Annotated in this window: 22 protein-coding genes; 8 read left to right on the forward strand and 14 right to left on the reverse strand. The window is 74.2% G+C overall.

Features of this window, described 5'->3' with window-relative positions; all coding sequences use genetic code 11:
- Nucleotides 1-14: 14 nt before the first annotated feature.
- Nucleotides 15-2,528, reverse strand: coding sequence for a DEAD/DEAH box helicase (locus VM636_RS27310; RefSeq protein ID WP_030417632.1), 2,514 nt, complete (start codon nucleotides 2,526-2,528; stop codon nucleotides 15-17).
- Nucleotides 2,529-2,673: 145 nt separating this feature from the next.
- Between VM636_RS27310 and VM636_RS27315 the strand changes: the two genes are divergently transcribed.
- Nucleotides 2,674-3,468, forward strand: coding sequence for a metal-dependent hydrolase (locus VM636_RS27315; RefSeq protein WP_030417631.1), 795 nt, complete (start codon nucleotides 2,674-2,676; stop codon nucleotides 3,466-3,468).
- A 166-nt stretch (nucleotides 3,469-3,634) separates the two neighbouring features.
- On the opposite strand, the gene VM636_RS27320 is transcribed toward VM636_RS27315, so the two are convergent.
- The 4 genes from VM636_RS27320 to VM636_RS27335 form a co-directional block, all read right to left on the reverse strand.
- On the reverse strand, nucleotides 3,635-3,904 hold the full coding sequence (locus VM636_RS27320; RefSeq protein WP_030417630.1) for a type B 50S ribosomal protein L31: 270 nt from the start codon (nucleotides 3,902-3,904) through the stop codon (nucleotides 3,635-3,637).
- 63 nt (nucleotides 3,905-3,967) lie between these two features.
- Entirely contained in the window at nucleotides 3,968-4,438 is a 471-nt protein-coding gene (locus VM636_RS27325) for a DUF5709 domain-containing protein (RefSeq protein ID WP_053913166.1), read from the reverse strand.
- Between the two features lie 601 nt (nucleotides 4,439-5,039).
- The gene (locus VM636_RS27330; RefSeq protein WP_338485933.1) at nucleotides 5,040-6,821 is read right to left on the reverse strand and encodes an ABC transporter ATP-binding protein; all 1,782 of its coding nucleotides are present in this window, start codon (nucleotides 6,819-6,821) and stop codon (nucleotides 5,040-5,042) included.
- Entirely contained in the window at nucleotides 6,818-8,629 is a 1,812-nt protein-coding gene (locus VM636_RS27335) for an ABC transporter ATP-binding protein (protein WP_338485934.1), read from the reverse strand. Before VM636_RS27335 ends, VM636_RS27330 begins: the two co-directional genes overlap by 4 nt.
- A gap of 401 nt (nucleotides 8,630-9,030) precedes the next feature.
- On the opposite strand from VM636_RS27335, the gene VM636_RS27340 reads away from it, so the two are divergent.
- Nucleotides 9,031-9,804, forward strand: coding sequence for a L,D-transpeptidase family protein (locus VM636_RS27340; protein WP_338486464.1), 774 nt, complete (start codon nucleotides 9,031-9,033; stop codon nucleotides 9,802-9,804).
- Between the two features lie 58 nt (nucleotides 9,805-9,862).
- Here the strand turns inward: VM636_RS27340 and VM636_RS27345 are convergent, their stop codons facing one another.
- Nucleotides 9,863-10,324: a MarR family transcriptional regulator gene (locus VM636_RS27345; RefSeq protein ID WP_030417625.1), complete on the reverse strand. Its 462-nt coding sequence runs from the start codon at nucleotides 10,322-10,324 to the stop codon at nucleotides 9,863-9,865.
- Nucleotides 10,325-10,426: 102 nt separating this feature from the next.
- Here VM636_RS27345 and VM636_RS27350 point away from each other — a divergent pair, with 102 nt between their 5' ends.
- Nucleotides 10,427-12,229 carry an ABC transporter ATP-binding protein gene (locus tag VM636_RS27350; RefSeq protein WP_338485935.1) on the forward strand — a complete coding sequence of 601 codons (1,803 nt, stop codon included), beginning with the start codon at nucleotides 10,427-10,429 and terminating at the stop codon, nucleotides 12,227-12,229.
- Between the two features lie 69 nt (nucleotides 12,230-12,298).
- Complete coding sequence (mltG, locus tag VM636_RS27355) at nucleotides 12,299-13,189, forward strand: endolytic transglycosylase MltG (protein WP_078855602.1); 891 nt, start codon at nucleotides 12,299-12,301, stop codon at nucleotides 13,187-13,189.
- 52 nt (nucleotides 13,190-13,241) lie between these two features.
- On the opposite strand, the gene VM636_RS27360 is transcribed toward mltG, so the two are convergent.
- Entirely contained in the window at nucleotides 13,242-14,324 is a 1,083-nt protein-coding gene (locus VM636_RS27360) for an NAD(P)-binding domain-containing protein (RefSeq protein ID WP_053913162.1), read from the reverse strand.
- A 490-nt stretch (nucleotides 14,325-14,814) separates the two neighbouring features.
- On the opposite strand from VM636_RS27360, the gene VM636_RS27365 reads away from it, so the two are divergent.
- Nucleotides 14,815-15,237: a secondary thiamine-phosphate synthase enzyme YjbQ gene (locus tag VM636_RS27365; RefSeq protein ID WP_030417621.1), complete on the forward strand. Its 423-nt coding sequence runs from the start codon at nucleotides 14,815-14,817 to the stop codon at nucleotides 15,235-15,237.
- Between the two features lie 352 nt (nucleotides 15,238-15,589).
- On the opposite strand, the gene VM636_RS27370 is transcribed toward VM636_RS27365, so the two are convergent.
- From VM636_RS27370 to VM636_RS27380, 3 genes are read right to left on the reverse strand one after another with little or no spacing between them, the layout of a single operon-like run.
- Nucleotides 15,590-16,345 carry a polysaccharide deacetylase family protein gene (locus VM636_RS27370; RefSeq protein ID WP_051821112.1) on the reverse strand — a complete coding sequence of 252 codons (756 nt, stop codon included), beginning with the start codon at nucleotides 16,343-16,345 and terminating at the stop codon, nucleotides 15,590-15,592.
- Complete coding sequence (locus tag VM636_RS27375) at nucleotides 16,338-17,384, reverse strand: DMT family transporter (protein WP_338485936.1); 1,047 nt, start codon at nucleotides 17,382-17,384, stop codon at nucleotides 16,338-16,340. The genes VM636_RS27370 and VM636_RS27375 overlap by 8 nt, the downstream gene beginning before the upstream one ends.
- 16 nt (nucleotides 17,385-17,400) lie before the next feature.
- Nucleotides 17,401-18,255 carry an SDR family NAD(P)-dependent oxidoreductase gene (locus VM636_RS27380; RefSeq protein WP_338485937.1) on the reverse strand — a complete coding sequence of 285 codons (855 nt, stop codon included), beginning with the start codon at nucleotides 18,253-18,255 and terminating at the stop codon, nucleotides 17,401-17,403.
- A gap of 307 nt (nucleotides 18,256-18,562) precedes the next feature.
- Here VM636_RS27380 and VM636_RS27385 point away from each other — a divergent pair, with 307 nt between their 5' ends.
- Nucleotides 18,563-19,636 carry a galactosyldiacylglycerol synthase gene (locus tag VM636_RS27385; RefSeq protein ID WP_338486467.1) on the forward strand — a complete coding sequence of 358 codons (1,074 nt, stop codon included), beginning with the start codon at nucleotides 18,563-18,565 and terminating at the stop codon, nucleotides 19,634-19,636.
- Nucleotides 19,637-19,917: 281 nt separating this feature from the next.
- Nucleotides 19,918-20,304, forward strand: a complete 387-nt coding sequence (locus VM636_RS27390; RefSeq protein WP_053913159.1) for a DUF2267 domain-containing protein — start codon at nucleotides 19,918-19,920, stop codon at nucleotides 20,302-20,304.
- Nucleotides 20,305-20,432: 128 nt separating this feature from the next.
- On the opposite strand, the gene VM636_RS27395 is transcribed toward VM636_RS27390, so the two are convergent.
- Nucleotides 20,433-20,831, reverse strand: a complete 399-nt coding sequence (locus VM636_RS27395; protein ID WP_030417615.1) for a DUF5997 family protein — start codon at nucleotides 20,829-20,831, stop codon at nucleotides 20,433-20,435.
- 84 nt (nucleotides 20,832-20,915) lie between these two features.
- Here VM636_RS27395 and VM636_RS27400 point away from each other — a divergent pair, with 84 nt between their 5' ends.
- Nucleotides 20,916-21,683, forward strand: coding sequence for a LysR family transcriptional regulator substrate-binding protein (locus VM636_RS27400; protein ID WP_338485938.1), 768 nt, complete (start codon nucleotides 20,916-20,918; stop codon nucleotides 21,681-21,683).
- Nucleotides 21,684-21,715: 32 nt separating this feature from the next.
- Here VM636_RS27400 and VM636_RS27405 read toward each other — a convergent pair whose 3' ends face one another.
- The 3 genes from VM636_RS27405 to VM636_RS27415 form a co-directional block, all read right to left on the reverse strand.
- The gene (locus VM636_RS27405; protein WP_030417613.1) at nucleotides 21,716-22,456 is read right to left on the reverse strand and encodes a DUF4142 domain-containing protein; all 741 of its coding nucleotides are present in this window, start codon (nucleotides 22,454-22,456) and stop codon (nucleotides 21,716-21,718) included.
- A 206-nt stretch (nucleotides 22,457-22,662) separates the two neighbouring features.
- Nucleotides 22,663-23,367 carry an HAD family phosphatase gene (locus tag VM636_RS27410; RefSeq protein WP_053913348.1) on the reverse strand — a complete coding sequence of 235 codons (705 nt, stop codon included), beginning with the start codon at nucleotides 23,365-23,367 and terminating at the stop codon, nucleotides 22,663-22,665.
- A 20-nt stretch (nucleotides 23,368-23,387) separates the two neighbouring features.
- On the reverse strand, nucleotides 23,388-23,864 hold the full coding sequence (locus VM636_RS27415; protein ID WP_030417611.1) for an Lrp/AsnC family transcriptional regulator: 477 nt from the start codon (nucleotides 23,862-23,864) through the stop codon (nucleotides 23,388-23,390).
- Between the last annotated feature and the right edge of the window lie 265 nt (nucleotides 23,865-24,129).

Consider the following 24,129-nt stretch of genomic DNA (forward strand, 5'->3'; position numbering starts at 1 on the left):
GGGTGCTCCCGCGCTCAGAGTTGGCCGACATGGGTGACGCGGAGGACGGCCCGGCTCTCCGCGTCGGAGGCCGTGAGGTCGACCTCCGCGCTGATGCCCCAGTCGTGGTCGCCGTTCGGGTCGTCGAAGATCTGCCGCACCCGCCACAGGCCGTTCTGCGGTTCCTCCTCGATGACCAGCAGCTTGGGGCCGCGGGCGTCGGGGCCGGTGCCGAGGTCGTCGTACTCGTCCCAGTAGCCGTCCATGGCCTCGCCCCAGGCGTCGGCGTCCCAGCCGGCGTCGGCGTCCATCTCGCCCAGCTCGGCGATCTGGTCGAGGGCGGCCAGCTCAACCCGCCGGAACAGGGCGTTGCGGACCAGGACGCGGAAGGCGCGCGCGTTGGTGGTGACCGGCCGCACCTGGTCGGCCTTCTCCTGGGCCTCCTCGGCGGTCATCTCCTCCGGGTTGGCGAGCTGCTCCCACTCGTCCAGGAGGCTGGAGTCCACCTGGCGGACCATCTCGCCCAGCCACTCGACGAGGTCCTGGAGGTCCTCGGACTTGAGGTCGTCCGGGACGGTGTGGTCGAGGGCCTTGTAGGCACTGGCGAGGTAGCGCAGCACGATGCCCTCGGTGCGGGCCAGCTCGTAGTGCGAGACCAGCTCCGTGAAGGTCAGCGCCCGCTCGTACATGTCGCGGATGACCGACTTCGGCGACAGCGGATGGTCACCGACCCACGGGTGGCTGCGGCGGTAGGTGTCGTAGGCGTGGAAGAGCAGTTCCTCCAGCGGCTTCGGGTACGTCACGTCCTGGAGGCGCTCCATGCGCTCCTCGTACTCGACCCCGTCCGCCTTCATCGCGGCCACGGCCTCGCCGCGCGCCTTGTTCTGCTGGGCGGCGAGGATCTGCCGCGGGTCGTCCAGGGTGGATTCCACGACGGACACCATGTCCAGCGCGTAGGAGGGGGATTCCGGGTCGAGCAGTTCGAAGGCGGCGAGGGCGAACGTGGACAGCGGCTGGTTGAGCGCGAAGTCCTGTTGCAGGTCCACCGTCAGGCGGACGACGCGGCCCTCGGAGTCGGGGGAGTCCAGCTTCTCGACGATCCCCCCGTCCAGCAGGGAGCGGTAGATGGCGATGGCCCGCCGGATGTGCCGCAGTTGCTGTCGGCGGGGCTCGTGGTTGTCCTCCAGAAGGTGTCGCATCGCGTCGAAGGCGTTGCCCGGACGGGCGATCACCGACAGCAGCATCGTGTGCGTCACCCGGAAACGGGACGTCAGCGGTTCCGGCTCGGAGGCGATGAGCTTCTCGAAGGTGGTTTCCGACCAGGCGACGAAGCCTTCCGGCGCCTTCTTACGGACGACCTTCCGCCGCTTCTTCGGGTCGTCGCCGGCCTTGGCCAACGCCTTCTCGTTCTCGATGACGTGCTCGGGAGCCTGGGCGACGACGAATCCCTCCGTGTCGAACCCGGCGCGTCCGGCCCGGCCCGCGATCTGGTGGAACTCGCGGGCCCGCAGCGTACGGACACGGCTGCCGTCGTACTTGGTCAGCGCCGTGAACAGCACCGTGCGGATGGGTACGTTGACGCCCACGCCGAGCGTGTCGGTGCCGCAGATCACCTTCAGCAGACCGGCCTGGGCGAGCTTCTCCACCAGCCGCCGGTACTTGGGCAGCATGCCGGCGTGGTGCACGCCGATGCCGTGCCGGACGTAGCGGGAGAGGTTGCGGCCGAACTTGGTGGTGAAGCGGAAGTTGCCGATCAGCTCGGCGATCCGGTCCTTCTCCTCCCGCGAGCACATGTTGATGCTCATCAGCGCCTGCGCCCGCTCCACGGCCTGGGCCTGCGTGAAGTGCACGATGTAGACGGGTGCCTGCCGGGCCTCCAGCAGGTCGGTGAGGGTCTCGGTGAGCGGGGTGTAGCGGTACTCGTAGGACAGGGGCACGGGGCGGGTGGCCGAGCGGACCACCGCGGTGGGCCGGCCCGTGCGACGGGTGAGGTCCTTCTCGAAGAACGACACGTCGCCGAGGGTGGCCGACATCAGCACGAACTGCGCCTGCGGCAGTTCCAGCAGGGGGATCTGCCACGCCCAGCCGCGGTCCGGCTCCGCGTAGAAGTGGAACTCGTCCATCACGACCTGTCCGACGTCGGCGTTCCTGCCGTCGCGCAGCGCGATCGACGCCAGGACCTCGGCGGTGCAGCAGATCACGGGGGCGTCCGCGTTCACGGACGCGTCGCCGGTGAGCATGCCGACGTTCTCGGTGCCGAAGATCTTGCACAGTTCGAAGAACTTCTCCGACACCAGTGCCTTGATCGGGGCCGTGTAGAAGGTGACCTCGTCGCGGGCGAGCGCGGCGAAGTGGGCGCCGGCGGCGATCATGCTCTTGCCGGACCCGGTGGGCGTCGACACGATCACGTTCGCGCCGGAGACCACCTCGATCAGCGCCTCCTCCTGGTGGGGGTAGAGCGTGAGACCGCGTTCCTGGGACCAGGATTCGAAGGCTTCGTACAGGGCGTCGGGGTCGGCGGTCGGCGGCAGCTGATCGATGAGGGTCACGTTCCCATCTTGCCTGCCGTGAGCCCCTCGGGGGGAATCGGATGCCCGTACGAAGATCATGAACGCTACGCTGGAGCGTCGGCCGGGCATCGGCGGAACCGGACAACTGGACAGCGGCACACGAGGAATGGGGCGGGCAGCGGCGATGATGGGACCAGCACACTCACTGTCGGGAGCCGCCGCCTGGCTCGGTGTCGGCGCGGCGACCGCCGCCGCGGGCCATCCGATGCCCTGGCCGGTGCTGCTGGTCGGCGCCCTGATCTGCGCGGGTGCCGCCCTCGCCCCGGACCTCGACCACAAGGCCGCGACCATCTCCCGGGCCTTCGGGCCGGTCTCCCAGCGCCTGTGCGAGATCGTCGACAAACTGTCCTACTCGGTCTACAAGGCCACCCGCAAACCGGGCGACCCCCGCCGCTCCGGCGGGCACCGCACCCTGACGCACACCTGGCTGTGGGCGGTCCTGATCGGGGCGGCCACCTCGGTCGCCGCCATCACCGGGGGCCGCTGGGCGGTGCTGGGCATCCTCTTCGTGCACATGGTGCTCGCGATCGAGGGGCTGTTGTGGCGGGCCACCCGGGGTTCCAGCAGCGACGTGCTGGTCTGGCTGCTGGCCGCGACCAGTTCCTGGATACTCGCCGGCATCCTGGACCAGCCGGCCGGCGGATCGGACTGGCTGTTCACCGCCCCGGGCCAGGAGTACCTGTGGCTCGGACTGCCGATCGTGCTGGGCGCGCTGGTACACGACATCGGGGACGCGCTGACCGTCTCCGGCTGCCCGATCCTGTGGCCGATACCGGTGGGCCGCAAGCGCTGGTACCCGATCGGTCCGCCGAAGGTCATGCGCTTCCGGGCCGGGAGCTGGGTCGAGCTGAAGGTGCTCATGCCGGCGTTCATGGTGCTCGGCGGGGTCGGCTGCGCGGCGGCGCTCAACTTCATCTGAGGAGGTCCGGGGCTTCGGGCGCGTCCGGGACGTTCCCGGGCCGGGGCCGGCACCGACAGCCGAGGGGCGGGCGTGCCGCCCGGTGCCCTGGGACGGGTGGCCCCGTCCGGCGGGTCACGCAGGCCCGACTCCGGACCCCTTCTCGCCCCGGTGCCGTCCGGGCCGGTCAGCTCTGCGTCCCGGCGCCCTTGCCCTCGCCGCCGTAGCGCCGTTCGAAGCGGGCGACGCGTCCCTCGGAGTCCACCGTCCTGGCCTTGCCCGTGTAGAAGGGGTGGCTCTCCGAGGAGATCTCCACGTCCACCACCGGGTAGGTCTCCCCGTCATCCCAGGCGATGGTCTGCTCGCTGGTCGCGGTGGACCGGGTGAGGAAGGCGTACCCGGCGGCGCGGTCACGGAAGACGACGGCGTGGTAGTCGGGGTGCTTGTCCTTCTGCATGGCAACTCCTCGAACGGCGCGGATCGACGGGTCCGCGGCACGGCAGGCCCGCACCGGACCACGTCAGCGGGGCAGGGAGTCCTCGTCGACGACGTGCACCGCGGCTTCCTCCGCGGAGGCCGCCGCGCCGTCGATACCGATGTCCTGGGCCACCAGCGAGGGCTCCTCGTCCTCCCGGGTCCCCTCATCCGGCGCCACCAGTCGGCCGGAGCGGTCGGCGCCCACCTCGTCGTCCAGCAGTTCCCCGTCGGTACCGGAGCAGTCGCCCAGGTCGTCGCCGTCGGGCGGGGCGATCTCCGGCTGTTCGTCGGCGAGCCGCTGGTCCAGCGTCTCCCCCCGGTGGCCCTCCTCCGCGGTCACGCCGGTGTGCTCCACCGCCCAGGGCCGCTCGGGCGGGGACCAGCCCCGGTCCAGCGGATCGTCCACGCCGTCGTGCTCCAGGGTGTCCTCCGCGTCGAGCAGGCCGGTGTCCTCCCGCTGCTCGGAGCCGTCGGGCTGGTAGACGTCGTCTCCCCATCCATCGACGCTGTTCACGGATACCTCCAGGGGGTGGGGGCGGGCACCCGCACGCCGTGGACCGCGGTGTGCGGCCCCCCGCGCGGGCGCACGGGCGCCGCTGTCGCCGGGCCGCACGGTTGCGGGCCGTCCCGGAGCCGGTGCCTGCTTCCACCCTTCCACTGCCGTTCGGGACCGCGCAACGGCAGGAGGCGGCGGCCGGGTGCCGGACCTTGGCGACCTGGGACCGAGCGGTGCCGGACCCGCCGGGGCGGCCGAAACCAAACCAAGCCCGGTCGGCATCCCGTCGGCATGCCGACCGGCAGCCGGCGGCCGGACGTCCCGGCCCCCTCCCGGACACGGAGGACGCCGGGGCCGGGAGGGGGCCGGTGCCCCTGGGACACGGAAGGCCATGGCCCGGCATGCCGAAGGGCCCGTCCACCGGCTCTGGGCCTACCGGGGGAGGGCCCGCCGGGGGAGGGCCCCGCCGGGGAGGGGCCCGCCGTCACCGCCCGGAGCCGCCACCGCTCCGGGCCGGCGTCGACGGACCGGGAGCCCCCGAGACAAGCCCCGCACACCCCGCACCCCGCAGACCCGAGCCTCGCCCGTCGCCACCGCCCGGCGACGCCCGTCGCCCCGCTCAGCCGTGCCAGGAGCGCCACAAGGCCGCGTAGGCGCCGTCGGCGGCGACCAGGTCGGCGTGGCTGCCGAGTTCCGTGATGCGGCCGTCCTCGACGACGGCGATGACGTCCGCGTCGTGGGCGGTGTGCAGACGGTGGGCGATGGCGACGACCGTGCGGCCGTCCAGCACGCGGGCCAGCGACCGTTCGAGATCGCGGGCGGCACGCGGGTCGAGCAACGACGTCGCCTCGTCCAGCACGAGAGTGTGCGGGTCGGCCAGCACCAGGCGGGCGAGGGCGATCTGCTGGGCCTGCGCCGGGGTGAGGGCGAAGCCGCCCGAGCCGACCTCGGTGTCCAGACCGTCGTCGAGAGCGCGGGCCCAGGCGTCCGCGTCGACCGCGCCCAGCGCCGCCCACAGCTCGGCGTCGGCGGCGTCGGAGCGGGCGAGACGGAGGTTGTCACGCAGGGAGCCCACGAAGACGTGGTGTTCCTGGTTGACGAGGGCGACGTGCGAGCGGACGCGCTCCGCGGGCATCCGGGAGAGTTCGGCCCCGCCCAGGGTGATGTGGCCCGCCCGCGGCCCGTAGATCCCGGCGAGCAGCCGGCCCAGGGTCGACTTGCCGGCGCCGGAGGGGCCGACGAGCGCCATCCTCGTGCCGGGGGCGACCTCCAGGGACACCTGGCGCAGGACGTCGACGCCCTCCAGGTAGCCGAAGTGCACCCGGTCGGCGCGGACGTGCCGTCCGTCCGGAGCGAGGCTCGCGTCACCTGCCTCCGGCTCGATGTCCCGGACGCCCACCAGACGGGCCAGGGAGACCTGGGCCACCTGGAGTTCGTCGTACCAGCGCAGGATGATGCCGACCGGATCGACGAGCATCTGCGCGATCAGCGCCGCCGTCGTCAACTGGCCGACACCGATCCACCCCTGGAGGACGAACACGCCGCCGACGAGCAGCACGGAGGCGAGCACGGTCACATGGGTGACGTTGACGATCGGGAAGAGCACCGACCGCAGCCAGAGCGTGTAGCGCTCCCAGGCCGTCCACTCCTTGATGCGGCGCTCGGAGAGGGCGACACGGCGGTCGGCGAGCCGGTGGGCCTCGACGGTGCGCCCGGCGTCCACGGTCTCGGCGAGGGCCGCCGCCACGGCGGCGTATCCGGCCGCCTCCGAGCGGTAGCCCGAGGGCGCCCGGCGGAAGTACCAGCGGCAGCCGATCACCAGCAGGGGCACGGCGAGCAGCACCACGGGCGCCAGGAGCGGCGCGGTGACGACGAGGCCGGCGAGCAGCAGCACCACCCACACCGCGCCGATGGCCAGCAGGGGCACCGCCTCGCGCATGGCGTTGGCGAGCCGGTCGACGTCCGTGGTGATGCGGGAGAGCAGGTCGCCGGTGCCGGCGCGTTCCAGCACGCCGGGCGGCAGGCCGACCGAGCGCACGAGGAAGTCCTCGCGGAGATCGGCGAGCATCCGTTCGCCGAGGACGGCGCCGCGCAGGCGCACCTCGCGGTTGAACGCGGCCTGGATCAGCAGCGCGATCACGAACAGGATGACCGTGATCTCCAGGCGGAGGTCGCTCGCGCCGGCCGAGACGCGCTCCACCAGACCGCCGAGGAGGTAGGGCCCGGCCATCGAGGCGAGCACGGCGATCGTGTTCACCAGGATGAGGAGGGTGAAGGCACGGCGGTGCCTGCGCAGCAGTTCGCCCGCGTACGCGCGGACGGTCGCGGGAGCGCCGACGGGCAGGGTGCTCGCCGTGGTGGGAGCCGCCGGGTCGTACGACGGTGGCGCCACGCCGATCATGCCGTCTCCTCGATCTCTTCCAGTCGGTGCGGGACGTCGTCCTCCGCGAGGACGGTTCGCCCGGCGGGGGCGTCGCCCTCCCCGGTCTCCCGGGTGACCACGGCCCGGTAGCGGGGCTCGCAGACGAGCAGGTCACGGTGCGTGCCGACCGCGGCGACGGTGCCGTCGTGCAGGAACACGACGCGGTCCGCGCGGTCCAGCAGCAGCGGGGAGGAGGTGAACACGACGGTGGTGCGCTTCGCACGGAGGTCGCGCAGGCCCCGCGCGATCCGGGCCTCCGTGTGCGAGTCCACCGCGGAGGTCGGCTCGTCCAGCACCAGCACCTCCGGGTCCGCGATCAGGGACCTGGCCAGGGCGAGCCGCTGGCGCTGGCCGCCCGACAGGGAACGGCCCCGTTCGGTGAGGCGGGCGTCGAGGGGGTCCTCGACCCCGACCGAACCCTGTACAAGCGCCGCCAGCACGTCCTCGCACTGGGCCGCGGACAGGGCCGCGTCCGTGCCGACGGCGCCGGACGAGGGGACGTCGAGCAGATCGCGCAGGGTGCCGGAGAGCAGGACCGGGTCCTTGTCCTGGACCAGTACGGCGGTACGCGCGCAGTCGAGCGGCAACTCGTCGAGCGGTACTCCGCCCAGCAGGGCCGACTCGCCCGGTTCGCAGGAGTGCCCGCCGAGCCGTTCGGCCAGCCGTCCGGCCACGTCGGGGTCTCCGCACACCACGGTGGTGAGCACTCCGGCCGGCGCGAGCAGACCGGTCGCCGGATCGTGCAGGTCGCCGGAGGGGACCTCCGCGGGGCGTGACCCACCGGTGTCCGTGGCCCGCTCCAGGGAGAGCACCCGCGCGGCGCGCTGGGCGGAGGGCCGGGAGAAGGAGTACGCCATGGCGATCTCCTCGAAGTGCCGCAGCGGGTACGTCAGGATCATGACGGAGCTGTAGACGGTGACGAGCGCGCCGACGCCGACGCGGCCGTCCTGGGCCAGGTGCACCCCGTACCAGACCACCGCGATCAGCAGCAGACCGGGGAGCAGGACCTGGATCGCGGAGATCAGCGACCACATGCGGGCACTGCGCACGGCCGCGTGGCGGACTTCCTGGGAGGCGGAGCGGTAGCGGTCGAGGAAGAGTTCCTCACCGCCGATGCCGCGCAGTACGCGCAGTCCGGCCACGGTGTCCGAGGCGAGTTCGGTGGCCCGGCCCGCCTTGGCGCGCTGGACGTCGGCCCGCTGGGTGGCGCGGGGCAGCAGGGGCAGTACGGCCAGGGCCAGCACCGGCAGGCCGAGCGCGACGACGAGGCCGAGCGCCGGTTCGTAGACGACGAGTCCGCCGCAGACCAGCACGATGGTCAGGGCCGCCGCGGTGAAGCGGGAGACGGCCTCCACGAACCAGCCGATCTTCTCGACGTCGCCCGTGGAGACGGCGACGACCTCACCGGCGGCGACGCGGCGGGTCAGGGCCGAGCCGAGCAGCGCGGCCCTGCGGGCGAGGAGTTGCTGGACGCGGCTCGCGGCGGTGATCCAGTTGGTGACGGCGGCGCGGTGCAGGAAGGTGTCGCCCAGCGCGTTACCCGCGCAGCACAGCAGCATCAGGCCGCCCGCGAGGGCGAGCCGGGAGCCGGAGCGGTCGACGACGGCCTGGACGGCGAAGCCCACACAGAACGGCAGGGCGGAGACGGAGGCGAAGTGCAGGAGCCCCCAGGCGAGCGCCTTGAGCTGGCCGCCAAGTTGGTTGCGGAAGAGCCACCACAGCAATCGGGGGCCCGAGCGTGTGTCGGGCACGCCCGGGTCGGGATACGGAAGGTCTTGGATCTGCATGAGGTCCCAGCGGCTCGGTTCAGGAGGTGCCGCGCGACGCGGCGTCAACAGGGTGCAAACCGCAAAAGGTTCGCCTCGGCGCGCGCCCGGAATCAAGCGAATATCCCGCGCATGGCACGGTTCCGGCTGGTGGCCGTCGCCGCGGCACGGCGGTGACGTCGTGACGCGTCACCCGTCGTACGCGGTGGTCGGGCCGCGAGCCGCCCGGCACACCGGGCGGAAGCGGCCGACGGCCGGCCCGGGACGACCGTGAGGGAAGGATCTTCCCGTCGTTCCCCGTTACGGGGGAAGGCGGCCTGCCCTTGCCTCGTAGGCAGGGATCGCGGAGGCACGGCCGACGGCGTCGGCCGGAGACCGGTCGCGGAGGCGGAGGTCTCCGCGTGGAGTGGGACCATGGGGAGATGCGAAACGGCGGCGGTGGCAACGGCGGTGCACGGCGTACGGCGGTCGCGGCGGCGGCCCTGGGTCTCCTGCTGACCGGAGCGTTCGGGCTCACCGCCTGCCGCGCACCGGCCGGCAGCGGCGAGAACCCGGGCGCGACACGCCCGGCCGGGGGCGCCGGTGACCGCGGTGCCGACACGGCCGACCCGACTCGTCTCCCCGGTGTCGGTGACCGGTACCAGGCCCGCATCCCCGCCGAATCCCGGCAGGTCGTCGCGGTGTACGGGGAGGGAGAGGACTCCGCCGACTCCACGGTCGTGCTGTACACGAAGCAGGGATCGGCCTGGCACCGGGACCGCTCCTGGGCCGCGCACAACGGCAGGAAGGGCTGGACGACCGACCACAGGGAGGACGACAAGCGCAGCCCTGTCGGCGTGTACACCCTCACCGACGCGGGCGGTGTGCTCCCGGACCCCGCACCGGACGGCGGGCTGCCCTACACGCGCTCGGCGTCGTTCGCGGCGCCCCGCTGGTGGGACAAGGCGTACTGGCACGACTTCGACTACGTCATCGCCGTCGACTACAACCGGGTCAAGGGCACGTCCCCGAACGACCCGACCCGTCCCGAGGGCGCGGCCAAGGGTGGCGGCATCTGGCTCCACATGGACCACGGCAGCGGCACCTCCGCCTGCGTCAGCCTGCCCAAGCCGGCGATGGAGTACCTGCTGCGCACCCTGGACCCAGGCCGGCACCCGGTGGTCGTGATGGGGGACAAGGCACACCTGGCCGCCTGATCCCTGCCGGGGAAGCCGTTCGTCCTGCCGGCGAGGCCCCCTACGCCACGCGCGTACGCTACGGCGCGCCGGCGTCCCCCTCCGGCGCGGGACCGTCGATCAGCGTGTCGAGGAGGCCGCCGAGTTGGGCGCGCTGTTCGTCCGTCAGCGGGGCGAGGATCTCCTCCGCGGCCAGCCGGCGCGCGCCGCGCAGTTCGCGCAGGGCGCCGAGCCCCTCGTCGGTCAGCTCGATCCGGATCACCCGCCGGTTGGCCGGGTCCTGTGCGCGCCGCACCATCCCGGCCGCCTCCAACCCGTCGACCAGCGTCGTCACCGCCCGCGGCACGACCTCCAGGCGCTCCGCCAGGTCGGACATGCGGGGCGGGGAGCCGTAGTGCGCCAGGGTGCGCAGCAGCCGGGACTGGGCGGGTGTGATGCCGAGCCCGCCCCGTTCGAGGTGGCGCTTCTGGATGCGGTGCACCCGGCGGGTGAGCCGCAGCAACTGCTCGGCGAGCAGGCCGTCGGGGTCGGGGGCCGTCATACGGGAACAATATCAGGATGGCATTCATTGTGAGTATAGGTAACAATGACCAATGATCCGCAAGGCTTTCCCGCCCTGCCCCGCCGACCCCCGTAGGAGCCCATGCGCACCCCCCGTGAACCCCTGCCGAACACGCCTGCCGACGAGAGGGGGCAGCCCCGGCAGGTGCGCCGCATCCTCGGGCTCTTCCGCCCCTACCGCGGCCGGCTGGCCGTCGTCGGGCTGCTCGTCGGCGCCGCCTCGCTGGTGTCCGTCGCCACGCCCTTCCTGCTGCGGGAGATCCTCGACGTCGCCATCCCCGAGGGCCGTACCGGCCTGCTGAGCCTGCTCGCCCTCGGCATGATCCTCGGCGCCGTCCTCACCAGCGTCTTCGGCGTGCTCCAGACGCTGATCTCCACCACCGTCGGCCAGCGCGTCATGCACGACCTGCGCACCGCCGTCTACGGACGGCTGCAGCGCATGTCCCTCGCCTTCTTCACCCGCACCCGCACCGGCGAGGTGCAGTCCCGCATCGCCAACGACATCGGCGGCATGCAGGCCACCGTCACCTCCACGGCCACCTCCCTGGTCTCCAACCTCACGAGCGTGGTCGCCACGATCGTCGCCATGATCGCCCTGGACTGGAGGCTGACGGCCGTCTCGCTCCTGCTGCTGCCGGTCTTCGTGTGGATCAGCCGCCGGGTCGGCACCGAACGCCGGAAGATCACCACCCGGCGTCAGAAGCAGATGGCCGCCATGGCCGCGACCGTCACCGAATCGCTCTCCGTCAGCGGCATCCTCCTCGGCCGCACCATGGGCCGCTCCGACTCGCTGACGCGGGCCTTCTCCGACGAGTCCGAGCGGCTGGTCGACCTGGAGGTCAAGTCGAACATGGCGGGCCGCTGGCGCATGTCCGTCATCACGATCGTGATGGCCGCCATGCCGGCCGTCATCTACTGGACGGCGGGCCTCACCCTGCGACTCGGCGGCCCCGGCGTCTCCCTCGGCACGATCGTCGCCTTCGTCTCGCTCCAGCAGGGCCTGTTCCGCCCGGCCGTGAGCCTGCTGTCGACCGGCGTGCAGATCCAGACCTCGCTGGCGCTGTTCCAGCGCATCTTCGAATACCTCGACCTGCCCGTGGACATCACCGAACGCGCCGACCCCGTCCACCTCGACCGGATCAAGGGCGAGCTGCGGTTCGAGAACGTCGAGTTCCGCTACGACGGCACGGACACGCCCGTCCTCGACGGCGTCGACCTCACCGTCCCCGCCGGCGGCAGCCTCGCCGTCGTCGGCCCCACCGGCGCCGGCAAGTCCACCTTCGGCCACCTCGTGCCGCGCCTGTACGACGTGACCGGCGGCCGGGTCACCCTCGACGGGGTCGACGTGCGCGACCTCGACTTCGACACCCTCGCCCGCGCGGTGGGCGTCGTCTCCCAGGAGACGTACCTCTTCCACGCCTCCGTCGCCGAGAACCTGCGCTTCGCCAAGCCCGAAGCCACCGACGAGGAACTGGTCGAGGCCGCCAGGGCGGCCCAGATCCACGACCACATCGCCGCCCTGCCGGACGGCTACGACACGGTCGTCGGCGAACGCGGCCACCGGTTCTCCGGCGGGGAGAAGCAGCGCCTGGCCATCGCCCGCACCATCCTGCGCGACCCGCCCGTCCTCGTCCTCGACGAGGCGACCAGCGCCCTGGACAACCGGACCGAGGCCGCCGTGCAGGACGCCATCGACGCCCTCGCCGCCAACCGCACCACCGTCACCATCGCCCACCGCCTGTCCACGGTCCGCGGCGCCGACCGGATCGTGGTCCTCGACGCCGGAAGCGTGGCGGAGCAGGGCACCCACGAGGAACTGATGCGGCTCGACGGCCGATACGCCGCCCTGGTGCGCCGGGACGCCCGCCTGACGCCGACCGGATGACCACCCGACTGATGCAGGCAAGATGATCATATGCCGGGCTTGTCGGGGCGTCAGGGTTACCGTGCCCGCATGCACACGAACACTCCGCGACGGGGCGCGAGGGGCGCCCGGAACACCACGAGGACCGGGAACGGACCCCGCGGCGGGACCGGCCGGAGGGTCCGTCTGACCCGCCGGGGCCGCATCTGCGTGACCACGGCCGGAGCGATCGTGGCGGGCACCGCCGTGGCGCTGCCGCTGATGTCGTCCGGCGGCGACGGAGAATCCCGCCCCGCCTCGCTGGTCATCCCCGAGGGCCGGCGCGCGAGCCAGGTCTACGCGGCTGTCGACGAGGCACTCGGCCTGCCCGCCGGAACCACCGGGAAGTCGCTCGCCGAAGCCGGACTCGAGCTTCCCCCCGACGCGGACGGCGACCCCGAGGGGTACCTCTTCCCGGCGACGTACCCCCTCGACGGGGAGAGCACCCCGGAGAAACTGCTCACCACCATGGTGGAGACGGCCGGCAAGCGTTTCCGCGCGGCCCCCGTCGCCGCCGGAGCCCAGCGCAACGCGATCGACGTCTACCAGGCCGTCACCATCGCCAGCCTCGTCCAGGCGGAGGCGGCCACCAAGGAGGACATGGGCAAGGTCGCCCGGGTGGTCTTCAACCGGCTGGAGCGCGGCATGCCGTTGCAGATGGACTCCACCATCAACTACGCGCTGAACCGCTCCACCCTCACGACCACCGTCGAGGACACGAAGACCGACAGCCCGTACAACTCCTACCAGCGCATGGGGCTGCCGCCGACGCCCATCAACAACCCCGGTGACGACGCCGTGCACGCCGCCGTCAATCCGACGCCGGGGAAGTGGCTGTACTTCGTCACGGTCGCGCCGGGCGACACCCGCTTCACCGCCGACTACGCCGAGCACCAGCGCAACGTGGCCGAGTTCGACCGGCGGCGGAGCGCGTCGCCGTAGGAGCGTGCGGCCGGGCGGGTGGCTCGGGGATCCGGCCGGGCCGGCCCCGGCGTCACGCGGCGGCCGGCTCGTCCTCCCCGGACAGCAGCCGCCTGATGTCCCGGACGGCCGCGCGGCCCGCGCGGTTGGCGCCGATGGTGCTGGCGGACGGACCGTAGCCGACCAGGTGGACGCGGGGGTCGGCGACCGCCCTGGTGCCCTCGACCCGGATCCCGCCACCCGCCTCGCGCAGCCCCAGCGCCGCCAGGTGCCCGATCACCGGCCGGAAGCCGGTCGCCCACAGGATCACGTCGGCGGCCACCTCCCGCCCGTCGGCCCAGCGCACCCCGTCGGGTGTGATCCGGTCGAACATGGGCAGCCGGTCCAGCACCCCGGAGTCGAGACCGGCCCGGATCGCGTCGTTGAGGGGCAGCCCGGTCACGGAGACCACGCTCCGCGGCGGCAGCCCCTGCCGGACGCGTTCCTCCACGAGCGCCACGGCGGCCCTGCCCGCCTCCTCGTCGAAGGGGCCCTCGCGGAAGACGGGCGGACGCCGGGTCACCCAGGTGGTGGCCGCGGCGTACGGGGCGATCTCCAGGAGGTGCTGGGTCCCCGAGGCGCCCCCGCCGACCACGATCACCCGCCGTCCGGCGAACTCCTGCGGACCGGCGTACCGCGCGGTGTGGAGCTGGCGTCCGCGGAAGGTCTCCTGGCCCGGATAGCGGGGCCAGAAGGGCCGGTCCCAGGTGCCGGTCGCGTTGATCAGCGCGCGCGTCGACCAGGTGCCGTCCGAGGTCTCCACGAGCAGCCGTCCGCCGTCGCCCTCGCGTACCGCGCGGACGCGCACGGGACGGCGCACCCGCAGGCCGAAGGTCCGCTCGTAGTCGGCGAAGTAGCCGGCGACGACCTCCGCGGAGGGCCGCGCCGGGTCCGCGCCGGTCAGCTCCATGCCCGGCAGGGCGTGCATGCCGTGCACCTTGCCGTACGTCAGCGAGGGCCAGCGGAACTGCCAGGCGCCGCCGGGGCCGGGGGAGCGGTCGAGCACCACGAAGTCGCGCCCCGGCTCGTCACCGGTGCGCCGCAGGTGGAAGGCCGCCGACAGTCCGGCCTGACCGGCGCCGATGACGACGACCTCGACTTCGCGCGGGATGTCCATGTCCAGGTCAACGGCGGGAGGCACTCCGGTCTTCCCGGCGCGTCGGACGGGGGCGGGTGTGTCTCGTCCCGGCGCGGCGGGGCGCATCGGCTCGGGACGCCCCCGGGCCGGGAGGAGCGGGCGACACACCCCCCGCCCTGTACGGCCGCGCTACACGGCGGGCGTGTCGCGCCACGCAGGAGTCCCGCCGGACGGCCGACACGCGCGGGACACCTCGTACGCGCCCCAGGGCCGACACGTGCCGCCGCGACACGCCCACCGCGACCGAGGCCCGGCACCTGGCCGACACGCCCTTCGACGACACGCCGGAGAACGGACGGACCGACCGCCGACACGCCGCCAGACCCCCGCCCGACGCGCCGCTCCGCCGCCGTACGTGAGCCCTCACGCGGGTCGCCACGCCGGTGCCCTCCCGGGCGGGCGCGCCGTGCCGTCGTCCCAACCGGCCCGCCCACCACCCTCGGCCCCTGACGTGCGTCAGGATGGGGGCATGCCCGAAGCCTTCACCACCCGAGTCCTGAACCTCGCCACCGGGTCCGCGGAGCGGGTCGCGGACATCACCGGCGAGTGCGAGTCCTTCCTCCGCGAGGTGGCGGCGGGCCGCGACGGTCTGCTCAACGTGTTCGTCCCGCACGCCACCGCCGGGATCGCGATCATCGAGACCGGCGCGGGGAGCGACGACGACCTGCTGGCCGCCCTGCACACCCTGCTTCCCGCCGACGACCGCTGGCAGCACCGGCACGGCAGCCCCGGCCACGGGCGCGACCACGTCCTGCCCGCCTTGGTGCCGCCGCACGCGACGCTGCCCGTTGTCGGCGGACGGCTGGAACTGGGCACCTGGCAGTCGGTGTGCCTGGTGGACACCAACAGGGACAACACCGAGCGGCGGGTCCGCCTCGGCTTCCTCGGCTGAGGCGGCGGCGAGGCACCGGGGAGCCTGCCCGGCCCCGTTCGCCTCCCACCGCCGGTCTGTCGAGGGGCCCGCCGGAACCCGGTCGACGTACCGGTTCGCCGCGCGTGTCGTCGCGGCCGGGAGCGACGCCGACGACGATCGGGTGCGGGCCGGTGCCGTCGACGACTCGTCAGCACCGGGGCTGGGGGACGTCGGGGGCGAAGGGGTGCTCGACGTGCCGGACCAGGACGTCGTGTGGGGGGGCGTGACGTCCCCTCCACGGACCGCCGGTGCCGTCGCGTGTGCGGGAGAGCCGCGGCCTCCGGGGCACGGTGGCGCCGCGCGCCCAAGACACCGCGACGGGGCCCAGGGTTCACCCCTCCCAGTCCGCGCCGTGTTCCGCGAGGGGCCCCACCACCAGCCCGGCGGACCGGCAGTCGCCGACGATCTCCGGCAGCGCGCCGAGCGTGGCCCGCCAACTGCCGGGTGCCGAGGTGTGGTCGGTGTCGTGCAGCAGGAGCGTGCCGCCGCCGCGCAGGGCGGAGGCGGCGGTCGCCCGCACCGAGGCGGGCGTGGCGTCCGCCCGCCAGTCCTTGCCCCACGCCGACCACAGCACCGGCCGCAGCCCGGCCCGCCGGGCCGCCGCCCAGCGGCCGGAGGTGAGGATGCCGTACGGCGGCCGGTACCAGCGTGGCGCCGCGCCGCCGGCCTCGCCCACCGCGTGCGCGGCCCGCAGGAGTTCGCGCGTGTCGCGGACGGGTGACGGCAGCCACGGCTGGTCGTGGGTCCAGCCGTGCACGGCGAGTTCGTGCCCCCGCCGGGACAACTCGCGGGCCAGCGCGGGATGCCGGACCACGTTCTCGCCGAGGAGGAAGAACGTCGCCCGGACGTCGAGGGCGTCCAGCGCGTCGAGGAAGCGCGGGGTGGACTCCGGGTGGGGGCCGTCGTCGAAGGTGAGGGCGACATGGCCGGGCCGCCCCTGTCCCGCCAGCCGCGGCAGCCAGCGGCGGCGCGGTCCGGGCAGCCAGGTCGCCGCCGGCCCGATGTGGGCCAGCGCGGCGGCCAGCGACACGGCGCACACCGGCCCCGCCGCGGACACCAGCCGGCGGACTGCCGCACGCTCATCCATCGTCCCCGCCTTCCCCGGCCCCGCGCCCGGGGCGTCCCGGCCGGCCCCGGGCCCGCGGTCCGTCGTCCTCCGTCCCCGGCGCGCTCCCGGGGAGCGCCGAGGACGACCCGGCCCGCCACGCCCCGCGCGGCCGGGCGCGCGGACCGGCACCGGGGCCGTCGCGGGCCGCCGGTGCCGTGTCCCACGTCCCGTGCACGGACGGCGCGCGGGCCAGGCCGATGCTGCCGAGCCCGATCAGCGCCAGCCCGATCAGCTCGGGCAGCACGCGCACCCCGAGCCCGATCTCCTCCCCGAACAGGGCCGAGCCCAGCGCGACGCTGGTCAGCGCGTCCCCGAGGGTCAGCGCCGGCTGCGACGCCGCGAGGGTGCCCGCCCGCAGGGCGCTCTGCAACAGCAGGAAGGCGATCACGCCGACCACGGCGGTGGCGTAGAGCGGCCACCCGGTGAGGACCGCGCGCACCCCCTGGGGGAACCTCCCGGTGACCTCCTTCAGCAGCGCCGCCGTGCCGCCGAATGCCACCGCCGACGCCGACCCGAACAGGGCCGCCCGCGGGGCTCCCCGCACCAGCCGGCCGGCCGCGGCGAACCCCGCCACCACGGCGAACAGCACGAGACCCGCCCACACCCAGCGGCCCGGTACCGCCGTGTCCCGGCCGCCCGTGGGGGAGGCGGCGCCCAGGAACAGCGCGAGGCCGCCCGCCAGTGCCACGAACGCCAGCCAGGTCCGCCGGTCGGGCCGCCGATGGAAGATCACGCTGCCGACGACCAGGGTGAAGAGCAGTTCGCTCGCCATGAGCGGCTGCACGACGGCCAGGCTGCCCACCGCGAGCGCCGCCGCCTGGAGCACCGTCGTCAGGGCGAGCAGCGCCGCGCCACCGACCCAGTACCGGTCGCGCACCAGGCGCAGCAGTGACCGCACCACCGTGTGGACGGCACCGTCCCGTCCCTCGTCCAGCGCGGCGGCACGGCGCTGGAGCACGGAGGCGGCGGCGTTGGAGAGGGCCGCCAGCAGGGCGAGGACGACGGTGAGGGCACTCACCGCGGCGCGCTTCCGCTCATCCGAACCTGGCGGCCAACCGCCTGTACAGTCCCGGCGCCGCCCCCCGGACCCGGCACGGCAGCCGCAGCCAGCCGGGCACGTACACCTCGTCCCGGCCGCGCACGGCGGCGGTGCGCACCGCGTCCGCCACCCGCTCGGCGGGCACCGGGCGGGGCCGGGAGCGCCGGTACGGTTCGCCGCGCCGGTCGAAGAACGGCGTGTCGACGACCCCCGGCACCACATGGGTGACGCCCACGCCGGTGCCCCGCAGTTCGTACCGGAGCGACTCCGCGAACGTGCCGAGCGCCGCCTTGGCGGCCGAATAAACGGCCTCGTCGCGCACCCCGACACACCCGGCCAGCGATCCGATGAGCACCACCCGGCCCGAACCGGCCTCCACCATGCCCGGGAGCAGCAGCCGCACCAGTCGCAGCGTGGCCAGCACGTCGATCTCGAAGACGTCGCCGATGGAGTGCGGCGGCATCTCGCGGAACTCCCCGGCCCAGCCGATCCCGGCCCCGGCGACCAGCAGGTCCACGGAGCCCACCGTGGCCAGGGCGAAGTCGGCGAGCTGCCGGTCGGCGCCGGGCAGGGTGAGGTCGGCGGCGAAGGCGGTCGCGGCGGAGTCCTCGGCGACCTCGCGCAGCCGGATCGGATCGCGGCCGGTGAGCACCATCCGCCAGTCGCCCTCGGTGCCGAGCCGGCGGGCGACCGCCGCGCCGATCCCGGAGGAGGCGCCGGTCACCAGCGCGGTACGGGTAAGGGCCCCCGGGCCGTCGCCGTGCCGCCGCCGGGTCCGGGCCCGGTCCGCGTCGGGTGCGGCGGCCGGGGGACCGGCGGCGGGCCGGGTGCGGGAGAACGCAGGGACCATGAGGGACCACCTTGGTTCGGGGCGGACACCTCGCAGCGGTCCGACCGCGGTCGGGGCTCCGGTGTCCGACCGGACGGGCGGTGACGGAGTATCCCGCCCAGGATCGCCCGAAACGCACCGGTATGCCAGGTGTGGTGGTGCGTCGGAGGCGGGGAAAGCCGGGGCACCGGGGACCCCTCACCCGTTTGGAAAGGGGCCGCGGGGCAACTCGGGCGCCGTGCAGCCTCGCAGCTCCTCCGCGGCCGGCCCGCCGGGGACCGCGGCCCGTGGGCCCGGCCCCCGGCGCCTGCTGGTGGTCAGCGCGAGCATGGGCGCCGGGCACGACACCGTCGCCGCCGAACTGGTCCGCCGCGCCCGCGAGCGGGGCCACGACGCCCAGGCCGTCGACGTGCTCGCCCTGCTGCCGTACGGGCTGGGCGGCGCCCTGCGGCGCTTCTACCGCGGCTCGGTCCGCCACGCCCCCTGGGCCTACGCCGCCCTGTACCGCCTCTTCCTGCGCCCCGGCGCGGGCCGGCGCCCCGACGGCACGCCCCTGGCCCGGCTCGCCGGCGACCGGCTGCGGGAGCTGGCCGACCGCACCGGCGCGGACGTCGTCGTCCCCGTCTTCCACCTCGCGGCCCAGCTCACCGGGCACCTCCGCGCGCGCGGACTGCTCGCCGCGCCCAGCGTCGTCCTGGTGGTCGACTTCGCCGTCCACCGGCAATGGCTCCACCCCGGCAACGACCACCTCCTGTGCCTCACCGAGGACGCGGCGCGCACGGCGCGGTCGGCCACCGGGAGACCGGCGGACGTGTGCGGGCCCGTGGTCGCCCCCGAGTTCCGCGAGGAGGCGCCGGGGGCGGGGACCTGGCGGCGGCTGTTCGACCGGCACGGCCCGGGACGCCCCCCGGTGGTGCTCTCGGCCGGTGCCTGGGGGGTCGGCTCACATCTGGAGGGCACCGTGGGTCTGCTGCGGGAGGAGGGCTTCCTGCCGGTCGTGCTCTGCGGCGGCAACGAGCGGTTGCGCCGCCACCTGTCCGAGACGCCCGGGGTCGTCGCGCTCGGCTGGGTGTCCGACATGCCCGGACTGCTGCACGCGGCCCGTGCCCTGATCGACAACGCGGCGGGTCAGACCGCCGTCCAGGCACTGGCGGCCGGGCTCCCGGTCGTCGGCTACCGCCCGATACCCGGCCACGGCGCGGACGGTGTGCGCCGTATGGCCACCCTCGGCGTGTCGGACCTCGCCGGGGACGAGGGGGCCCTGCTCCGGTCGCTGCGTGTGCTCACCGCCCACGGTCCCGCACGGCGGGCCCGGGTCGAGGCGGGACGCGCCCTGTTCACGGACGACGCGCTGGACCGGGTGACCGCGTGCGCCGAGACGACCACCCCCGCCCGCCGCTGACAGGACGCACCGGAGGCACGGAGGCACGGAGGCACCGGACGCACCGGTGGCATCGGAGGAGCCGGACACCACCCCAGGGCCGTCCGGCCGTCAGCACCCGGCACGCCGAACGCGCCGCACCACCGCACCCGTACGACCCGCCCTCCCCGAGGGCCCGACGGCCCGGCGCGGCTCGCAGGTGTCGTAGGTGGCGTACGGCCCGCGTGTCACCGCGCGCACCCGTTTTCGCGCCCCCGCCGGGGGCACCCGGCGGTGCGGAGGACGAGGGAAGGAGGCGGGCCGTGCAACGTGACGAGTTCCTGACCCGGGTCCGCGAACGCGGCGAGTACCACGGGGACGACGAGGCCGAGCAGGTCTCCAAGGCCGTCCTGTGGGTGGTCGCCTCCCGGATCGGTCCCACGGAGGCCGCCGCCCTCGCCGTCCATCTGCCCGCTCCCCTGGCCGACGCGCTGCGCCTGGAGCGCGGACGCCCCGAGTCCTTCGGCCGGCCCGAGTTCCTGCGGCGGGTGGCCCGGCAGACCGGCGCCCGGCCGCGCACGGCGGAGTGGGACGCGGGTGCCGTCCTCTCCACCCTGGCGGAGGCGGTCCCCGCCGACGCGGCGGACCACCTGCGCGGTCTGCTGCCGTCGGACTGCGCGGACCTCTTCGGCGGGCCGGCCCCGGCCTGAGCGCCGTACGTGCCCGCCCGGCCTGAGCGGCGCCGCCCGCTCGACCCTTCGGACCGCTTCGTGACGGGGCGCCGTCGGCGCCGGGCCGACGGCGCCCCCTCACGGCAACCGGTTCGTGGCGGGCCCGCTCAGGCGCCGGCCGCGCGCTCCGCCTTCTCGGCGTGCAGGCGCTTCACCCGGGCCGCCTCCTTGCGGACATCGGCCTGGACCGACCGCTCGTGCTCCAGCCAGTCGGGACGCTCCTGCTTCAGCGCCTCGATCTGTTCCGTGGTGAGCGCTTCCGTGACCCCGCCGCGGCGCAGGCCCGCGATGGACACGCCGAGCTTGGCCGCCACCACCGGGCGCGGGTGCGGGCCGTCGCGACGCAGGTCCCGCAGCCACTGGGGCGGGTCGGCCTGCAGCGCGTTCAGCTCGGCGCGCGAGACCACACCCTCTTGGAACTCGGCGGGGGTGGCCTCGAGGTACACACCCAGCTTCTTCGCCGCGGTCGCGGGCTTCATGGTCTGGGTGTTCTGGTGGGACGTCATGACGTCAAGGGTATCGACCGTCCGGAGGCCCCCGGACCACGGCCGGTCACCGCGGCCGGGGCCCGCTCCCGGTAACCTGTCCGGGTGACAGGCTCGGAAGCACCCCCCTCGTTCCGGCTCGCGTACGTCCCCGGGGTGACGCCCGACAAGTGGGCGCGCATCTGGCACGAGCGACTCCCCGGCGTCCCCCTCGCGCTGGAGCAGGTTCTCGCCGCCGACGCGCCCGGGCGGCTGCGGGACCGCACGGCGGACGCCGCGCTGGTACGGCTGCCGGTCGACCGGGACGTGCTCAGCGCGATCCCCCTCTACACCGAGACCACGGTCGTCGTCGTCCCCAAGGACCACCTCGTCACCGCGGCCGACGAGGTGGGCGTCGAGGACCTGTCCGACGAGATCGTGCTGCACCCCCTGGACGACGTCCTCGGCTGGGAGCGGCTGCCGGGCAGGCCCGCCCTCGAACGCCCGGCGACCACCGCGGACGCGGTCGAACTGGTCGCGGCGGGCATCGGCGTCCTCGTCGTCCCGCTGTCGCTGGCCCGGCTCCACCACCGCAAGGACCTCACCCACCGCCCGGTCACCGACGCGCCGGCGTCGGCTGTGGCGCTCTCCTGGCCGCAGGACGCCCACACCGACCTGGTGGAGGAGTTCATCGGCATCGTCCGCGGGCGCACGGTCAACAGCACCCGGGGCCGCCCGAAGGCCCCCGAGAAGGCCGCCCCCGCCCGGGACGAGCGGCGCGGCGCCACGCCGGCCCGGCGCAAACCGGCCGCCGGGAGCACGGCCCGTGGCGGCGCGCGGCGCGGCGCGGACCGCTCCCGGGGCGGACGCCGGGGCGGCCCGCGGCGCGGCTGACCGGCCCGTACGGCCCCGGGCTCACCCCTGGGTCAGCCGACCGCCGGACTCGGCGTGGGCGCGGTGGTGTCGACGTCCAGGCCGGGCGGCTCCGTCAGTGACAGCACCGGCTCGCCCGGCTGCGGCGCGGGCGGGGTGAGCTGCACCTTGGGCAGGGTCGGCGGGGCCGTCTGCTGGAAGTTGACCTGGTCGAAGTTGACCAGGCCGGTCTTCTCCAGCACGGTGATGTGGTCCAGGACGGTGTCGTTGGCCTGGTCCGCGAGCTGCCGTACCAGGGAGTTCTTGGTGTTGGCGCGCACCTTGGCGATCACCGAGAAGATCTGGCCGTGCGTGACCCGCATGATGTTGACCGCGGTGGTGTCGAACTGCCTCCCCTCCGTTCCGTCCACCGTCGACACGAACTGCTGCTGCTGGGGCGATGCCTGGTTGGGCAGGGTGATGCCCAGTTCCGGCGCGATCCGGCGACAGGTGGCGTCGAGCCGGGCGTGTCCGACGACCAGGTGCTCGCCCGCCTCCTTCATCTCCGGGGTCGTGCCGCGCTCGATGGCCATCAGGCCCAGCGGGTGCTCCCACAGTCCGGCGGCACGCACCTTGACCACGAAGTCCCGGTCCGCCTCGGTGAGCGGCCCGTACCGGGTGTTGGCGATGACCCGGTCCTGGGTGCCGGCCGTGTTCTGCACCCCGAGCATCGTGGGGTAGGCGAGGGCGGAGAGGGTCAGGACGAGGGCACCGCAGACGAACGCGGTCCCTGCCGTGGTGCGCGTGACGCGCATCGTGCCTCCAGGGGCGAAGACAGGCTCGGACACCGGGGGATACGGATTCCGGCGCCGAATCAATCACCGTTCCGGGGGGAAACCCCCACGCCACGAGTGTGTTCTGCGTCTCCTCGCCCCGGCCTCTCCGGCCCTCGCCCTTCCCGCCCGTCACCTCACGGGGCGCGGCCCCTCGCCGGGGCGACCCCGGCGAGGGGCACTCCGTTTCAGGCCGAGCGGGACGTACGGGCCGTGCGGGAGAGCCACTCGTGGGCGGCCCGCGCCGTGAACTCCTCCTGTCCGCCGCGCAGCAGCAGACCGGCGGCGGCGAACTCCGGGGCGTCCGCCTGCGCGGCCACGTACGGGACCGCGATGCAGCGCATGCCGGCCGCGTGCGCCGCCGCCGCGCCGGGCACCGCGTCTTCCACGACCACGCAGTCCGCCGGGTCGGCCCCGAGCCGGCGGGCCGCCTCCAGGAAGACGTCGGGGGCGGGCTTGCCGCGCGCCACCTCGTCCGCCGAGACCACCGTGCGCAGGTGGGCGTCGAGGCCGGTGCGGGCCAGGATCGCCTCGATGGCCCGCGGCGACGACCCGGAGGCCACGGCCATCGGGACGCCCTCGCCGGCCAGCAGTTCCACGAAGGCCCGCATCTGCGGGTACACGCGCGTGGCGGCGCGGGCCAGCTCCAGGTACCGGCGGTTCTTCTCGGCGAGGAGCCCCTCCACCGACGCGCCGAGTCCGTAGCGCTCCTTCCAGCGGGCGACCGTCTCCTGGGTGCTGACGCCCACGTACTCCTCGTGGTCGGACCAGGTGAAGTCGGAGACGCCGTGCGCGGCGAGGGTCTGCCGGCCCGCCTCGTAGTAGTTGGGCTCGCTGTCCACGAGAGTCCCGTCGAGATCGAAGACGACCGAGATGCCACCGAGAGTGCTCATGGCGTCCAGCATGCCAAGGCTCACCTGCGGGCCGAGCGGCCGATCGACTCCACGAGCGGCAGCAGCCGGTGCGGGACGCGCTCGCGCAGCGCCACCTCGCTGCGCGTGCGCACCACCCCGGGCAGGCTGATCAGCTTCTGGACCACGTCCTCCAGGTGGGCGTTGTTCCGGGCCACCACACGGGTCAGCAGGTCGCCGTCGCCCGTGATCGAGAAGGCCTCGACGATCTCCGGCACGGCCGCCAGCGCCTCGCCCACCTCGTCCAGATGCCCCTGGGTGACCTCGATGTGCACGAAGGCCAGCACCGGATGGCCCAGCGCGGCGGGGGAGAGGGCGGGGGCGGTGCCGGTGATCACGCCGTCGCGCTCCAGCCGGTCCAGGCGGGCCTGGAGGGTGCCGCGGGCGACGCCCAGGATGCGCGCGTACTCGCGGACGCTGGTGCGCGGCTGCTCCAGCAGCAGCCGCAGGATGCGGGTGTCCAGCTCGTCGACGGCCATGGTGCCGGGCCCTTCCGTGGGTCTCCTGGGTCGGTGACGGCCACCGACGCTGTCAACGGCCCGGCAAGAGGGGATATGCGCCGGTCCGCGGGCTTCGGCCGTTGGCCTGCCCCCGGCCCGGTGAACGCGCGTGTTGCTGGGCCATTGGCCCAGTATGAAGGAGGCCGGTTGAGCCAGTGGTGGCCGGGATGCTCCCATAAGGGGGTCGATGGCGCTGCGGGTCCCGCGGCGCCTTTTCCATGCCACCGACCGACGCGGTACTCGA

It is taken from the genome of Streptomyces sp. SCSIO 75703 (assembly GCF_036607905.1).
Classification (GTDB): Bacteria; Actinomycetota; Actinomycetes; order Streptomycetales; family Streptomycetaceae; genus Streptomyces.

Bases quoted from the DNA above. Each gene is read 5' to 3' on its own strand.
- VM636_RS27315 (WP_030417631.1), top strand. From the start codon at position 2,674: ATGATGGGACCAGCACACTCACTGTCGGGAGCCGCCGCCTGGCTCGGT.
- VM636_RS27320 (WP_030417630.1), bottom strand. From the start codon at position 3,904: ATGCAGAAGGACAAGCACCCCGACTACCACGCCGTCGTCTTCCGTGAC.
- VM636_RS27330 (WP_338485933.1), bottom strand. From the start codon at position 6,821: ATGATCGGCGTGGCGCCACCGTCGTACGACCCGGCGGCTCCCACCACG.
- VM636_RS27335 (WP_338485934.1), bottom strand. From the start codon at position 8,629: ATGCAGATCCAAGACCTTCCGTATCCCGACCCGGGCGTGCCCGACACA.
- VM636_RS27340 (WP_338486464.1), top strand. From the start codon at position 9,031: ATGCGAAACGGCGGCGGTGGCAACGGCGGTGCACGGCGTACGGCGGTC.
- VM636_RS27345 (WP_030417625.1), bottom strand. From the start codon at position 10,324: ATGACGGCCCCCGACCCCGACGGCCTGCTCGCCGAGCAGTTGCTGCGG.
- VM636_RS27350 (WP_338485935.1), top strand. From the start codon at position 10,427: ATGCGCACCCCCCGTGAACCCCTGCCGAACACGCCTGCCGACGAGAGG.
- mltG (WP_078855602.1), top strand. From the start codon at position 12,299: ATGCACACGAACACTCCGCGACGGGGCGCGAGGGGCGCCCGGAACACC.
- VM636_RS27360 (WP_053913162.1), bottom strand. From the start codon at position 14,324: ATGGACATCCCGCGCGAAGTCGAGGTCGTCGTCATCGGCGCCGGTCAG.
- VM636_RS27365 (WP_030417621.1), top strand. From the start codon at position 14,815: ATGCCCGAAGCCTTCACCACCCGAGTCCTGAACCTCGCCACCGGGTCC.
- VM636_RS27370 (WP_051821112.1), bottom strand. From the start codon at position 16,345: ATGGATGAGCGTGCGGCAGTCCGCCGGCTGGTGTCCGCGGCGGGGCCG.
- VM636_RS27380 (WP_338485937.1), bottom strand. From the start codon at position 18,255: ATGGTCCCTGCGTTCTCCCGCACCCGGCCCGCCGCCGGTCCCCCGGCC.
- VM636_RS27385 (WP_338486467.1), top strand. From the start codon at position 18,563: ATGGGCGCCGGGCACGACACCGTCGCCGCCGAACTGGTCCGCCGCGCC.
- VM636_RS27395 (WP_030417615.1), bottom strand. From the start codon at position 20,831: ATGACGTCCCACCAGAACACCCAGACCATGAAGCCCGCGACCGCGGCG.
- VM636_RS27405 (WP_030417613.1), bottom strand. From the start codon at position 22,456: ATGCGCGTCACGCGCACCACGGCAGGGACCGCGTTCGTCTGCGGTGCC.
- VM636_RS27410 (WP_053913348.1), bottom strand. From the start codon at position 23,367: ATGAGCACTCTCGGTGGCATCTCGGTCGTCTTCGATCTCGACGGGACT.
- VM636_RS27415 (WP_030417611.1), bottom strand. From the start codon at position 23,864: ATGGCCGTCGACGAGCTGGACACCCGCATCCTGCGGCTGCTGCTGGAG.